The sequence below is a fragment of the Stackebrandtia soli genome, assembly GCF_965137155.1.
GTDB lineage: Bacteria > Actinomycetota > Actinomycetes > Mycobacteriales > Micromonosporaceae > Stackebrandtia > Stackebrandtia soli.
This window is the reverse complement of record NZ_CBCRZX010000024.1, coordinates 1-13,872: the sequence shown is the minus strand read 5'-3', so window position 1 is coordinate 13,872 and position 13,872 is coordinate 1. Positions and strand designations below refer to the sequence as shown.

Here is a 13,872-nt window from a genome sequence, read left to right as displayed (position 1 = left end):
ATTACCCCCGCGCGGTCAATGGAGTGAACGTGAACCGGGACGAGACGGCCCTGGAACGTGCCACTGTGGATAGTATCGGTCCGGGCATCGTCGATTGCGCCCTGTACGCCGAGGGCACCCGGCAAGGCGGTCAGGTACCGCTCGACGTCGCGTGGGAGACCGCTCGGGACGCGGGCGACGGCTTCGTCTGGATCGGCCTGTACGAGCCCACGACCGAGCAGTTCGAAGCGGTGTCGACGGAGTTCGGGCTGCACCCGCTGGCCGTCGAGGACGCCGTCAACGCCCACCAGCGGGCGAAACTGGAGATCTACGGCGACATCGCCTTCGCGGTGTTCAAGACGGTCCGGTACGTCGATCCGGAGGAGCTCATCGAGGTCGGCGAGGTGATGGTCTTCCTGGGCCCGAAGTTCGTGGTGACGGTTCGCCACGGCAAGGCCGGTTCCCTCGCCTCCGTCCGTCGACAGTTGGAGGCCAACCCGGACATGCTGCGGGCGGGGCCGAGCGCGGTGCTGCACGCGGTCGTCGACCACATCGTCGACGGTTACGGCACCGCCGCCGAGGGGCTCGGGAACGACATCGACGACGCCGAGTTCAGCGTCTTCGACAGCGCCCGCGCGCGGGACGACCAGGTGACGGAGCGGCTGTACACCCTCAAACGGGAGGTGCTCGAGTTTCGGCGCGCCGTCCGGCCGCTCGCGGAACCCCTGGGCCGCATCGTTCGTGGTGATGTGCCGCAGGTCGATCCGCGGACCATCGAGTACTTCCGCGACGTGGAGGACCACCTACTGCGGGCGGCCGAACACGCGGACTGGTTCGCGGAACTGCTCACCGGGACGCTCGGCGCGAACATGGCGCAGATACAGAGCCGCGAGAACGCCGACATGCGCAAGATCACCGCGTGGGTCGCGATCGCGTCGGCGAACACGCTGATCGTCGGCATCTACGGGCAGAACTTCGTCTACATGCCCGAGCTGCAATGGAAGTACGGCTATCCGCTGATGCTCACGCTCATGCTGGTGATCTCCGTGTGCATGTACCGCGGGTTCAAACGCAATCACTGGTTCTGACGATTCCGCTTGGTTGGTTAAACGTCTCGCTTGGTTGGGCAAATGTTCGAATTAGGCGTGTTTTCGCAATTTGCCCAACCAAGCGGAACTTTTGCCCAACCAAGCGGAGTTCAGGTTGGCGGCCGCTAGGCGCGGACCGCTTCGATCTCTCCGGTGTCGTCGAACGCGCGGGGGCGGAGGATCGACTCGGCCGTGACGGCGGGTTCCTCGGCGTCGACGGACACTTCCGTTGGCGTGTCGATCTTCTCGACCCGCCCGGCTTGATCCGCCGGTTCGGCGTCCTTCGACGCGTGGTCCTCCTGCATGGCCTTCTCCGCCTTGTCCGCCTTCTCGGCCGCGTACATCACGGCGAGCCGCCGATCGCGGGACGGTCCCGCCGCGAGGTTGCCGACCGCCGCGGCGATGCCGACGACGAACGCGATCAACCACCAACCGCTTCCCAGGTACTGGAGGCCGAGCCCGCCGAGCGCGGGAGCCGTCAGGCTCGCGGCCTGCCACGACAACGAGAACGTCGCCTGGTATCTGCCGCGCATGTCGGCGGGGGCGAGGTCGGCGATCGTCGCCGAGTTGGCGGGCGTCTGGAGCATCTCGCCGATCGTCCACACGAGAACGGTCAGCATGAAGACCGGAACGGAGGACGCGATCCCCGTCGCGCCCACGCCGACGGCCCAGAACACGCTGGCCAGCGCCAGGACGCGGGTCCGGCTGCGTCCGTCCACGAGCTTCGGGATGAACAGCTGGCCGACGACGATGATGATGCCGTTCGTCGCGATGATCCAGCTGTACTGCTGTTCGGTCAGGCCGGAACCGGTGACCTGCAACGGCAGTAGCGCCTCCATCGAGGACATGAGGAACGCCGGCAGGAACGTCAGCCCGACGAACGCGAGGAAGACGCGGTCCCGGGCGATGATCCGCAGCGAGCCTCGCGAGCGCTCGGCGGCGCGCGGGGTGTCGGGGACGACCGCGTCCGCGGGTCGCGTCTCGGGGATCTTGAACCAGATGATGACGGTGCTGACGGTGATCGCGGCGGCGTTGATGAAGAAGATCAGTTGGAAGTTCCACCCGGCGACGAGGCCCGCCAGGAGCGCCGCTCCGGAGAAGCCGAGGTTGATCGCCCAATAGTTCAGCGTGTACGCCTGGATGCGTCGCGCGGCGGGGATCAGGTCGGCGATCATCGCGGAGAACGCCGGTCGCGCCATGTTCATGGTGCCGCCGAGCGCGGCGAGCAGAACGCCGATGAGCCAGACCTGGCTGACGAACGCGAGCGCGATCAGCACGGCGATGCTCAGAACGTTCGCGAGCAGGAGCGTCTTACGGCGTCCCCACCGGTCGGTGAGCGCGCCCGACACCTGGGTGCCGACGATCGCGCCGGCGCCCTGGGCACCGAGCAGGATGCCGATGACGCCGGGGGACAGGTCGCGGACGACGCTCAGGTAGAGCGTCATGTAGATGACGACGAACGACCCGAGTCGGTTGATGAGCGTGACCGTCCACAAGTGCCAGAAAGCTCGTGGTAGTCCGCCCGTGGTCTCGGTGAACCACCGCTGAATGGATTGCAACGCACACCTCGGGAATGTAAGGAGTTCGACAGGCAACATCCATTACACGTCTAGATGCTCCGTTTGGTCGCGCGTTTTATCCGTGTGCTTACTCACTGGCCGTGAGCTGGGGCACAGGACGCTTGATGGCCACTGTGTCATTAATGTGGATGGACGCCGCACGGGCTCGTTCGACGGTCGAGCGTTCGCGTGCGGGACCGGACAGCAGGTGGCCGACGGTGGCCGTCGCCGCGACGCAGCCGATGATCAGCCAGTGCCAGTCGCCGAGGTACTGCAGGGTGAAACCGCCGATCGCGGGGGCGATGAACGCCGCGAGCGTGAACGTCAGGTTGAAGACGCTCTGGTACCGCCCGCGCATCCCGGCGGGGGACAGGTCGGCGATGACGGTCGCGTTCGGGGGTGCCCCGAGCATGCCCCCGATCGTCCAGACGACGACGCAGACGACATAGCCTCCGAAGGAGTCGACGAGTCCGACCGCTCCGAAGCCGACGGCCATGAAGGCCAGCGACACGGCGAGCACGGTGGCTTTGACGAAACGGTTCGTCAGTCGTGGCACGAGCAGCTGGCCCAGGATGATCATTCCGGAACCGATCGCCAGCGCGATGCCGTAGTCGCTTTCGGACAGACCATCGGCGGTCATCGCCAGCGGCAGGGTCGACTGTGTCTGGGTGAACACGATGGCCTGCAACAGGAGCAGTCCGACGAAGGTGAGGTAGATCCTGTCGCGCCACACGTCGGCGAAACGTCCGGGGCGAGCGACGGGCGTCGTCGACGACTCCGGCACGACCGGTGTGCGGACCAAGGTCTCGCGCACGGCGACGACGATGACGACGGCGACGATGGCCTCCGCCGCCGCGTTCAGGATGAACAGCAGCTCATAGGAGACCTTGGCGAGGAAGCCCGCCGCGAGTGTCGCCACGCCCATGCCCACATTGGTCGCCCAGAACATGAGATTGAACGCGTAGTCGCGGTCCTCGGGCGGCACCACGTCCGCCATCGCGGCGATCGCCGGTGGCGAGAACATCGCCATCGCGAAGCCGAACACGCCGACGATGACGCCGATGACGATCAGCGGCGTGACGAAGGTGAGCGCGGCGAGCGCGACGGCCGCGACGCTCGCGGAGATCAGCATGGTCGACTTGCGCCCGAATCGATCGGCGAGCATCCCGCCCAACAGGACGCCACCGGCCCCACCGACTCCGAACAGGCCGACGATCAGTCCGGCCATGCTCTCGGTCTGCCCTCGCTGGGTCGTCAGGTACAGGGCGAGGATGATGACGACGAAGCCGCCGGCCCGGTTGAGCAGGAGGCAGGACCACAGGACCCAGTACATCCGGGGCAGGCTGGGGCGTTTCGGCAAGGGGGGCTCCTTCGTGATCGGCGCCGACTGTACGACCGCGCCGGGGCGAGACGCACCTTCGTTTCCGGCATGCGGACAGTGATCTCCATCGCAGGGGAGCGTGGTGGTGTCGCCACTGCCGTCGAATGTCCATGAAGGACGATTGATCGCTGTCGCCCTGAACGCGGTGGATCCGGCTCAAGGAGGCTGTGCACAGTGGGAGGTCGCCCTGGTCGTGGCGCTCGAGGTGGTCGGCCCCCGACGACACGACCTGCCGCGCAGCGGGGCAGGATGGAGTCATGACTGCGACTGTGGTGATGCTGCGGCACGGTGAGAGCGAGTGGAACGCCAAGAACCTGTTCACCGGCTGGGTGGACGTCGAACTCACCGCCAAGGGCGAAGCCGAGGCCAAGCGCGGCGGCGAGCTGCTCGCCGAGCACGGCCTGCTTCCCGACGTCATCCACACGTCGTTGCAGCGTCGCGCCATTCGCACCGGTGAACTCGCGCTGCACGCGTGCGACCGGCACTGGATCGAGGTCAAGCGGTCGTGGCGCCTCAACGAACGCCACTATGGAGCCCTCCAGGGCAAGAACAAGGCCGAGACGCTCGAGAAGTACGGCGAGGAACAGTTCATGACGTGGCGTCGGTCCTTCGACGTCCCACCGCCGCCCATCGACGTCGACGACCCGTACTCGCAGGCCGGTGACCCGCGTTACGCCGAGCTGCCGCCGGAACTGTTGCCGCGCACCGAATGCCTCAAGGACGTCGGCGAGCGCATGCTGCCGTACTGGTACGACGCGATCGTGCCGGACCTGCGCGCGGGGCGCACCGTCCTCGTCGCGGCGCACGGCAACTCGCTGCGCGCGCTCGTCAAACACCTCGACGGGATCGGCGACGACGCGATCAGCAAGCTGAACATCCCGACCGGAATGCCGTTGCGGTACGACTTGGACGCCACCACCCTGCGGCCGGTGACCGCCGGTGGCGTATACCTTGACCCCGAAGCCGCCGCGGCGGCCGCCGCCGCGGTCGCGGCCCAAGGTCGCAAGTAGATCGACTGAGCGTTACCCCCAAGGAGACCAGGCCTCATCCGTCTGGGTCTCCGGACGCGGTCTCATCCACCGCGTCCTGGGCGTGGTCTTATCCGCCACGCCCCGAGCACGGGTCTCATCCACCCGTGTTCCGCGCCCGGCGTCGGAACCGATGAACAAAGCGCTCATCGGCGGACCGACGCCGGGCGCCCCAATGCCCGTGCCGTCGACGGAGCGGGCCGGGACGACCGTCAGCCCGTCTCGTCGTTCACCCGCCGTTCACCGTGACGACACCCATTCATCCTTCGCGCGTAAATGGCCGGTGACGCCGTGCCCGCTAAGCTCGACTGGTGACGACCCCCAAGACGCGAGTCGGCCGCCCCGCCTGGTGCGGCAGGGCGGCGACGGCCGCGTCCTTCGCCGTCGGTCTCGCCGCGGGGGCCGTCGGCGGTTACGTGTCCACCGGGCGCTCCGGGGCCCTCCCTCCCGCCGACGACTGGCCGCAGTTCATCCACGCGCTGCGCACGGGGATCTGCGTCGTCGACGGCGAAGACCGGATCAGTCACATCAACGCCGGCGCGGCCACCCTCGGGCTGGACGACGACGGCCGGCTCGGCCGGGACGAACTGCGCGAGCTGCTCGCCACCGTCCGCGAACACGGTGAGGCCCGCGACACCGAGCTGGAGATCCCGTCCGAGGGCGACCCGATCGTGTTCAGCGTTCACGCGTCGCCGCTCCCGGACGAGCACGTCGTCCTGGAGCTGACCGACGTGTCGGAGGTTCACCGGGTCGAACGGATGCGCCGCGACTTCGTGGCGAACGTCAGCCATGAGCTGAAGACGCCCGTCGGCGCGATGCAGTTGTTGTCCGAGGCGCTGTCCGACGCCGTCGACGATCCGGTCGCCGCCGCCCGATTCATCACCCGGATCCAGCACGAGTCCGCGCGCATGTCGAGGCTGGTGTCGGAACTGCTCGAACTGTCGAGGTTGCAGGGCGCGGAGCCGCAACCACGACCGAAGCGCGTACCCGTCGACCGGATCGTCCTCGAGGCCTTCGACCGCAGCAGGACGGCCGCGACCGCCAAGGAGATCACCCTCATTCGCAGCGGTGTCGGCGGTGTCGTCGTCTCGGGTGTCGAGAGCCAGTTGGCGATGGCGATGAGCAATCTCGTCGGCAACGCGATCGCGTACTCGCCGACGCAGACGACCGTCACCGTCAACATCAGCCTGTCGGGCGAGTGGGTTCGTGTCGCCGTCATCGATCAGGGCATCGGTATCGCGCCGGAGGACGCCGAGCGGATCTTCGAGCGGTTCTACCGGGCGGACCCGGCCCGTTCGCGTGCCACGGGAGGGACCGGTCTCGGTCTCGCGATCGTCAAACACGTCGCCGGGAATCACGCCGGTCGGATCGACGTGTCCAGTATGCCCGGAAAAGGGGCAACGTTCACCTTGTCGTTGCCTGTGGTCAGCACGCAGTCCGGACTGACGGAACCCTGATCCGGTGAGATCGCCAGGGGATGAGGTCGTGTCCGGGAACGTCGTTACCCGCCGCGCGAGCGTCAGGCGACCACTCGCCACGTTGCCGGGGCACCCGCGTCGTGCGTCGGCACCCCGAAAGCCATGGCCGCCGAGCACCTCCGCTTCGCGAACACGTCCACGGAGCCCGCTCCGAACCCGCCCCAACCCAGGATCAGAAAGGCCGACCGTGACCCGAGTACTCGTCGTGGAAGACGAAGAGTCCTTTTCGGATGCTCTCTCGTACATGCTGCGCAAGGAGGGATTCGAGGTCGCCGTCGCGGCGACCGGAACCGAGGCGCTGCGCGAGTACGAGCGCGCGGGCGCCGACATCGTGCTGCTGGACCTGATGTTGCCGGAGAAGTCCGGCACCGAGGTCTGCCGTGAGCTGCGGGCCGTGTCCAACGTCCCGATCATCATGGTGACGGCGCGCGACACCGAGGTCGACAAGGTCGTCGGCCTGGAACTCGGCGCCGACGACTACGTGACGAAGCCGTACTCGCCGCGCGAACTCGTCGCCCGGATTCGCGCGGTCCTGCGCCGCAACGCGGAACCGTCCGACCCGATGGTGACGATCCTTGAGGCCGGTCCGGTCCGGATGGACATCGACCGGCACGTCGTCTCCGTCGACGGCTCCGAGATCGGGATGCCGTTGAAGGAGTTCGAGCTGCTGGAGATGCTGCTGCGCAACTGCGGGCGCGTCCTCACCAGGGGCCAGCTCATCGATCGAGTGTGGGGCGCCGACTACGTGGGCGACACGAAGACGCTCGACGTCCACGTCAAACGCCTGCGTTCCAAGATCGAGCCGGAACCGAGCCGCCCCAAGCACCTCGTCACCGTTCGCGGTCTGGGATACAAGTTCGAGAACTGATCGTCCACAGTGGCATCCGGCGGTCGTCCCGACACCGGGCGACGTCGCAGTTCGAACGCGGTGGTCCGTCGTGTCGACGGATCGTCACCCCAGCCGGTCTGATCCGCGCTCATCGTTGTTCACGCAGGTTGACGAACGGGGTCGGAAGGCGGTCTCCTACCCACGGAGGAGACGCGCGGTGACGGATTCGTCCACGCGGATGAGTCGATCCCCGTTGGCCGACCATAGGGTGAAACGGTGCTAGAGATCAGGAACCTTCGAAAACGCTTCGGGGACAAGGTCGCCCTCGATGACGTGTCGCTGACGGTGGAACCGGGCCGCATGTTCGGCTTCGTCGGTGCCAACGGGGCCGGGAAGACCACGACGATGCGCATCGCGATGGGCGTGTTGACCAGCGACGCCGGAGAGGTGCTGTGGCAGGGCACCCCACTGGCGTTCGAGTCGCGCGCGTCCTTCGGCTACATGCCCGAGGAACGCGGGCTGTACCCCAAGATGCGGATCGCCGACCAGATTGCCTACTTTGGAGAGTTGCACGGCATGACGTCGGCGGCGGCGAAGACCGCCACGGGCGAATGGCTGGAACGCCTCGGGTTGGCCGATCGCGGTCGCGACTTCGTCCAGGACCTGTCGCTCGGCAACCAGCAGCGAGTCCAGCTGGCCGTCTCGCTCGTCTTCGACCCGAAGGTGCTGATCCTGGACGAGCCGTTCTCCGGCCTCGACCCGCTCGCCGTCGACACGATGGCGTCGGTCCTGTCCGAGCGCAGCGCCGCCGGGGTTCCGGTGATCTTCTCCAGCCACCAGCTCGACCTCGTCGAGCGACTGTGCGACACGGTCGGGATCATCTCGGCGGGCCACATGGTCGCGGTCGGCACGGTCGACGAGCTTCGCCGCCGCGGGAACCGAAGACTTCGCGTCACCATCGAAGGCGCCAATCCGAACTGGGCGGATTCACTGCCGTGCCAGGTATCCAGCGATGTCGAAGGGGAATGGGTCGTCGACAGCGATGACGACCAGACCGTGCTCGCCGCCGCCATGGCGGCGGGCCGCGTCACCCGCTTCGGCTTCGACGAACCATCACTTGTGGACATCTTCCGGGAGGCTTCGTCGTGAAGGGCTTGTGGATGGTCGCACGCCGGGAGATCATCGTCCGGGGTCGCACCAAGGGTTTCGTGATCAGCCTGCTCGTCACCGTCGTGCTGATGATCGGGTTGACGCTCCTGCCGACACTGCTCGGCGGCGACAGCAAGTACACGATCGCGGTCACCGGCGAGGGATCGACCGAGCTCGCCGCCGCGATCGACGGCATCGGCGAATCCGGTGAGTCCGATCTCGACATCACGGTCGAGGAAGTCGACGACGCCAACGCGGCGAGGGCCGCCGTCGAGGAGGGGACGGCCGACGTCGCCGTCGTCGACGACACCACGATCATCTCCGACGGAGACGTCGATCAGCAGCTCGGCCTCGTCATCGACGGCGCCCACAGCGCCGTCGTCACCCAGCGCCAGCTCGCCGAGGCCGGTCTCGACCCGCAACTCGTCGGCGACGCGTTGACCGTGACGCCGCTCGAACGCGAATCGATCGACGGTGAGGAGGACGGCGCCCGCACCGGGATCGCGATCCTCGTCGTCATCCTCATGTTCTTCCTGCTCATGTCACCGACGATGTACGTCGCGACCGGTGTCGTCGAGGAGAAGAGCAGCCGCATCGTCGAGATCCTGCTGTCGTCGTTGAAGACCTGGCAGCTCCTCGGCGGGAAGATCCTCGGCCTGGGCGTGCTCGGCTTCGTCAACATCGTCGTCATCGCCGCCTCGGCGCTCGGTGGCGCGGCCGCGACGGGCCTGATCTCGGACCTGCCCGACGGCATCGGCTCCGTGGCCCTGTCGGCGATCGTCTGGTGGATACTCGCCTACGCGTTCTTCGCGTCGCTGGCGGGAGCGCTGTCCTCGATGGTCTCGCGGCAGGAGGACATGAGTTCGACGTTGACTCCCTTGACGCTGCTCATGACCGGCTGTTACCTGGTCGCGTTCATCGGCACCTCGCAACCGGGGAGCATGATGACGCTCGTTCTGTCCTATGTGCCACCGTTCTCGTCGTTCATGATGCCGGTCCGTGAGGCGGCGGGCGACGTCGAACTCTGGCAGAGCGCCGCGTCGGCCGGACTGATGCTGCTGGCGTCGATCGGCGTGATGGCCATCGCGTCGACGATCTACAAGCGCAGCGTCATGCGCACCGGGAGCCGCGTCAAGGTGAAGGACCTGTTCAGCAAGGCGTCCTGAGTATTTCGTGAATCGGGNCGCCCGGCGAACCGCCGGNCCCCCCGACCCGTGCCCGGACCTGGCGATGCGGGCACTAGAGGCTGTCTCGTCACCCGGCAGATCGGCTGCGGCGGATTCAGAACGCCGGCGTGCGGGGTCTATTTGCCGTGTCATGCCCTGAATCGACCCCACACGACCGAGATCACAGGCATCTGGAGGTTGTGGGTCCTGACGTTGGTGAAGTCACTTCGACTGGTCCGAGCCGGACGATTTGCCAACTCGAGCTCGGCGCCGATGTCCCACTACGACGACGGCGAACGCATGCGTTTCGTGGTTGTTAGTCGTTGGTCGATGAGCCGGTCGAGGCGTTCCCAGGCGGCTGTTTCGATCCCGAGATGCCCACTGAGGATGTCGATGGTCTCGGGCGGCATTTGGTCGTAGGCGGGGAGATCGGAGACCATCGTCATACGCTCGGCGAGCCGGGCTGCAGCATCGGCGAGCTGTTCGAGGCGGGGATCGTCCGGGTTCCAGTCGATGGCGTCGTCATAGCCGCGGAGTACAGCGACATACTCCGCGTCATCTAGTAGCGCGGTGCGTGCGGGGAGAATAGCGCGGGCAATGTCCGGGGCGAGGGCGTAGCTGAGGATGAAGCCGTCGCGGATGGCGTGCTCGTGGCGATCGGAAAGACCGATGACACGGAGTCGGTCCAAGTACTCGAGTGCCTCGGGTGGCAGGCAGAGTCGGTCGGGTTGGTCGAGCTGGCGCAGTCGGGTTCGGCGTTGCTGGAGTTGGCGGATGCGGGTGCGCAGTTCGGCGTCGATCTGGTCGATCTGTTGGGCGGCCTCGTCGGCGTCGGCGTTCAGTACGTCGGGGATACGGGCCAGCGGGACGCCAGCCTGTGCGAGGGTGACGACGCGGGTCAGTGTGATGATCGCCTGGGCGTCGTAGCGCCGGTACCCGGAGGCGTCCCGTTCTGGTTCGGGCAGTAGACCTTTGGCGTGGTAGACACGGATGGCTTTGGTTGTCACTCCGGCGTGGGTGGCGAGCTGCCCGATCGTCAACATCCTCCAATATAAGGCTTGACCTTGCCCTAGGGGCAAGGCTGCACGCTGGATCCATGACTGATCACGAATTCGAGGAAGATACCCTCCGCGCTCTCGCGGACGAGGGCAACGAGACCGCGTTGGACCGGCTTGCCGACCTTTACGACGCCCGCGACGATCTGGACGCGCTATCCGAGCTGCTCGACGAGGGCAGCGAACACGCCGGGCGATTGCTGACGCGTCGCGCTGTGGCGAACCGGGATCTGCGGGAGCTGCAACGTCTCGCTGACGCTGGAAGTGATGAGGCTGGACCCGAATTGGAACGGTTCCTTCGCGAAGCACACCGACGGTGACCGCCAGGGCGTCCAGCCTGCCCGCGTTGACTGCGCTGCAAGCGGGTGGCAGCGCACCGGTGATCGACGCGGTGGAATTGCGAAGGGACGTTCGGGAATGACGAGGACTTCCGGTGTCTCGCGGTTGCCGATCCGCTAGAAGATCTGGTCGCGGAGCAGGTAGACGAGCCCACCGAGGCCCGCCAAGAGGACGCACACGGCGACGAGAACGCCGACGGCCGCGCGCCGTCCGCCGGGTCCCTCGAGCGGTTCCCCGGTCGGAGGTCCGCCCCGCGAACCGAGGATCCAGCCCGTGAGCGAGGTCGTGAACTCGCTGGTCCACCCCGTTGCCGGTCCGGGCGTGCCGTGCGGCGCTCGGACGGGTGCGGCGGGAGGCGGAGGCCCCCACGTCGGGGTCCTCGGGTGACCGGTCGTCGGCGGTCCCTGCGGGGATCGCCACGTCGACGGCGGAGCGGCGTACTGATCGGGTGGTGCGAAGGCCTCGCCCGGACGAGGCCCGATCGGCGGGTTTCCAGTCGGGCCACCGGGAAGCGGCTGTCCCGGTGGCTGTCCGAACGAGTGAGTGGCCGGGGCAGCCGGTGGTGGGGCGGGTGGCGGTTGCGATCGATCGGGCCGATAACGGCGCAGGTCGACGGGCCGTGACGTGTCCGGTGACGGCCCGCCCCACTCCTGATTCGGAGGGGGCGCGCCGTCGTGGTCGTGCGGCCGGGCCATCGTCAACTCCGCTGCTGAGGCAGACCGTCCTCATCGGACCGAGCGGTTCCGTAGACGCGGCCAGAGGAGCGCGGCAGGTTCGGCGGCAGATCGCTCGCCGCCAACCGCTGAGCGGTCGGGACGGTCGCCACGCCACGTGCCGGTTCGCTCGGAATCTCCGGCGCCTCGACGACCGGTGCCGGCTCGAACAGCGACGGAGGAGCGCTCTGCTCCGGAATGGACGGTTCGGAGACGCTCTCCTGCTCGTCGAGCCACGGCTTCGCGAAGTCGTCCCAGGGCGACGACGCCTCGGCCGAGGGAACGGACGGCGGCGCGGGTGCCGCTTCGGGTTCCAGCTCGGGCGAAGGAGCCGGCTCCGGTTGTGCCGCCACGGCTTCGGCGGGTTCCTGCCACGACGACAGATCCGGTGCGTCCGTCACCGGGCCCGGTTCCGACTCCGACGGAGCCACTTCACCGGCGCGGTAGGTGCGCGCCTCGAAGGCGCCGACCGGGATCTCGTCGACGGGTTCCGCCATCGTCGGAATACTGACACGGCCGCGCGCGGGGAACGGGTCCGCATCGGCCGCGGGCGGCGCCGTGACCGGGGCGTCGGCGTCCGTCCACTGAGACTGTTCCGGCTCCGGTTCCGGTTCGGCGTCCCAGTTGGCCCGTGCGGTGGTGCCGGGGACGGCGAAGGCGGGTGGCTCGGCGGGCGGGGCCTCGGCGACGTCCACCGGGTCCGCTTGCCGTTCAACCGGTTCGGGCGTCGCGTCGTCGGGTTCGGTGTCCCAGTTGGCTCGGGCGGTGGTGCCGGGGACGGCGAAGGCCGGCGGCTCGGCCGCGACGGGCTCCGCCGGTTCGTTCCACTCGGCTTCTCCGACGGGGTCGGGCGTTTCCGAGGCGGGGCCGTCGTCGGTGTCCCAGCTGGCTCGCGCGGTGGTGTCGGGGACGGCGAACGCGGGCGGTTCGGCGGGCAGGCCCTCGGCGACGTCCACCGGCTCCGATTCCGGTGCGTCGGACTCGGGCCGGAGGTCCTCCGCACCGGGTTCCGCCGTCACCGGCTCCGGTGTCACGGGTTCGGGCGTCGCGTCGTCGGGCTCGGTGTCCCAGTTGGCTCGCGCGGTGGTGTCGGGGACGGCGAAGGCGGGCGGCTCGGCCGCGACGGGCTCGGCCTCGTCTTGGGTCTCGGTTTCCGCAGACGGGGTTGCGGCGACGATCTCGGGCTCGTTCGTGCCGTCGGCGTCGGCTTCCGGGGTGTCCGGGTCCGTCGTCTTCGGTTCGTCGTCCGTGGCGGGCGGTTCCGGTGAGTCGGGCTCGTCGGAGCTCGGCGCCACCGTTTCCGCCGGAGGATCGGCGGGCTCGTCGGTGTCGGACGCTTCGGGCGCTTCCTTCGGTGTCGAATCCGTCGAGTCGGCGGGCGTGTCCGCCGTCGTCTCGTCCTCGATCTCCTCGTCGAACTCATCGAGATCGCCGAAGTCGACTTCGGCGGCGAGCTCGGCCATCGCGGCCTTGTCCTCTTCGGACAACTCGGCCTCGGGTTCACCGGTGGGGCCAGTCATTCCGGCCCACAACGCGCCATCGACGGGTGCCGGCGGTGGAACGTGCTCCTCGCCGGTCGAGGGTGTCGGGCCGACGGGCGGTGGCGAGGGAGCGGGTGCCGCCTCCGGTTCCGCGTCGTCGGTCGAGTCGGCCGGTACATCCGCCGGAGGCGGCGAAGCGGGCATCAGCGGCGGACCGTCGGTGGATTCCATGGGCAAGCCGAAACGGGACGCCCCACCGGCTGGGTCGGCCGACGGCACCGCGAACGGCGCCTCGCTGAACGGGGCGGCGGGGGCGACGTCCTCGGCGGGCGTCGTGGTGGCCGCGTTCGTCTGCACCGCTTCCGGTCCAGGCGTGGGGCCGACCTCGGGCTCACTCGTCAGCGGCGGTGGCGCGGACGCGGAGGGCAGCGAGAACCCGGCGGGTGCCGGTGTGTCCACACTGTCCTGAGCGGGCGGCGCCGGTGGCGGCGTCGGAGGTGGCGTCCACTGTCCCGGCGGTGGCGGGGACTGGGGAGCGCTGGTCGGGGACCACGCGGCGGGCCCGCCCGGTGGCGGCATGGCCGGAGGTGGCGCTGCTGGTGGTGCGCCCCACGGGTCGTTCTGCGG

The 13,872-nt window shown here is 68.2% G+C and carries 11 protein-coding genes and 1 pseudogene; 7 read left to right on the top strand and 5 right to left on the bottom strand.

All coding sequences use genetic code 11. The annotated features are described in order from the left end of the window. Positions 1–29 precede the first annotated feature (29 nt). The gene (locus ACM9NP_RS14830) at positions 30–1,067 is read left to right on the top strand and encodes a magnesium and cobalt transport protein CorA (protein ID WP_415647274.1); all 1,038 of its coding nucleotides are present in this window, start codon (positions 30–32) and stop codon (positions 1,065–1,067) included. A 125-nt stretch (positions 1,068–1,192) separates the two neighbouring features. On the opposite strand, the gene ACM9NP_RS14825 is transcribed toward ACM9NP_RS14830, so the two are convergent. Continuing rightward, positions 1,193–2,626 carry an MDR family MFS transporter gene (locus ACM9NP_RS14825; protein ID WP_415647273.1) on the bottom strand — a complete coding sequence of 478 codons (1,434 nt, stop codon included), beginning with the start codon at positions 2,624–2,626 and terminating at the stop codon, positions 1,193–1,195. Between the two features lie 88 nt (positions 2,627–2,714). After that, complete coding sequence (locus tag ACM9NP_RS14820) at positions 2,715–3,986, bottom strand: MFS transporter (protein WP_415647272.1); 1,272 nt, start codon at positions 3,984–3,986, stop codon at positions 2,715–2,717. A gap of 278 nt (positions 3,987–4,264) precedes the next feature. Here ACM9NP_RS14820 and ACM9NP_RS14815 point away from each other — a divergent pair, with 278 nt between their 5' ends. The 5 genes from ACM9NP_RS14815 (at position 4,265) to ACM9NP_RS14795 (ending at position 9,657) form a co-directional block, all read left to right on the top strand. Next, positions 4,265–5,017, top strand: a complete 753-nt coding sequence (locus ACM9NP_RS14815; protein ID WP_415647271.1) for a phosphoglyceromutase — start codon at positions 4,265–4,267, stop codon at positions 5,015–5,017. Between the two features lie 329 nt (positions 5,018–5,346). Next, the gene (locus ACM9NP_RS14810; RefSeq protein ID WP_415647270.1) at positions 5,347–6,492 is read left to right on the top strand and encodes a sensor histidine kinase; all 1,146 of its coding nucleotides are present in this window, start codon (positions 5,347–5,349) and stop codon (positions 6,490–6,492) included. Positions 6,493–6,700: 208 nt separating this feature from the next. Continuing rightward, positions 6,701–7,381 (top strand): response regulator, encoded by a 681-nt coding sequence (locus ACM9NP_RS14805; protein ID WP_415647269.1) that lies wholly within the window; start codon positions 6,701–6,703, stop codon positions 7,379–7,381. A gap of 237 nt (positions 7,382–7,618) precedes the next feature. After that, positions 7,619–8,491: an ABC transporter ATP-binding protein gene (locus ACM9NP_RS14800; RefSeq protein WP_415647268.1), complete on the top strand. Its 873-nt coding sequence runs from the start codon at positions 7,619–7,621 to the stop codon at positions 8,489–8,491. Between the two features lie 11 nt (positions 8,492–8,502). Beyond that, positions 8,503–9,657, top strand: a complete 1,155-nt coding sequence (locus ACM9NP_RS14795; RefSeq protein ID WP_415647267.1) for an ABC transporter permease — start codon at positions 8,503–8,505, stop codon at positions 9,655–9,657. Between the two features lie 281 nt (positions 9,658–9,938). Here ACM9NP_RS14795 and ACM9NP_RS14790 read toward each other — a convergent pair whose 3' ends face one another. Then, on the bottom strand, positions 9,939–10,700 hold the full coding sequence (locus ACM9NP_RS14790) for a MerR family transcriptional regulator (protein WP_415647266.1): 762 nt from the start codon (positions 10,698–10,700) through the stop codon (positions 9,939–9,941). A 53-nt stretch (positions 10,701–10,753) separates the two neighbouring features. Between ACM9NP_RS14790 and ACM9NP_RS14785 the strand changes: the two genes are divergently transcribed. Next, positions 10,754–11,032: a hypothetical protein gene (locus tag ACM9NP_RS14785; protein WP_415647265.1), complete on the top strand. Its 279-nt coding sequence runs from the start codon at positions 10,754–10,756 to the stop codon at positions 11,030–11,032. Between the two features lie 135 nt (positions 11,033–11,167). On the opposite strand, the gene ACM9NP_RS14780 is transcribed toward ACM9NP_RS14785, so the two are convergent. Together ACM9NP_RS14780 and ACM9NP_RS14775 are read right to left on the bottom strand one after the other, a co-directional pair. Further along, positions 11,168–11,746 (bottom strand): hypothetical protein, encoded by a 579-nt coding sequence (locus ACM9NP_RS14780; RefSeq protein WP_415647264.1) that lies wholly within the window; start codon positions 11,744–11,746, stop codon positions 11,168–11,170. A 2-nt stretch (positions 11,747–11,748) separates the two neighbouring features. Continuing rightward, positions 11,749–13,872: pseudogene (locus tag ACM9NP_RS14775) on the bottom strand (hypothetical protein); the annotation flags it as partial.

Coding starts and splice junctions, on each gene's coding strand:
- ACM9NP_RS14790 (WP_415647266.1), bottom strand. CDS start 10,700: ATGTTGACGATCGGGCAGCTCGCCACCCACGCCGGAGTGACAACCAAA.
- ACM9NP_RS14780 (WP_415647264.1), bottom strand. CDS start 11,746: ATGGCCCGGCCGCACGACCACGACGGCGCGCCCCCTCCGAATCAGGAG.
- ACM9NP_RS14785 (WP_415647265.1), top strand. CDS start 10,754: ATGACTGATCACGAATTCGAGGAAGATACCCTCCGCGCTCTCGCGGAC.
- ACM9NP_RS14815 (WP_415647271.1), top strand. CDS start 4,265: ATGACTGCGACTGTGGTGATGCTGCGGCACGGTGAGAGCGAGTGGAAC.
- ACM9NP_RS14795 (WP_415647267.1), top strand. CDS start 8,503: ATGGTCGCACGCCGGGAGATCATCGTCCGGGGTCGCACCAAGGGTTTC.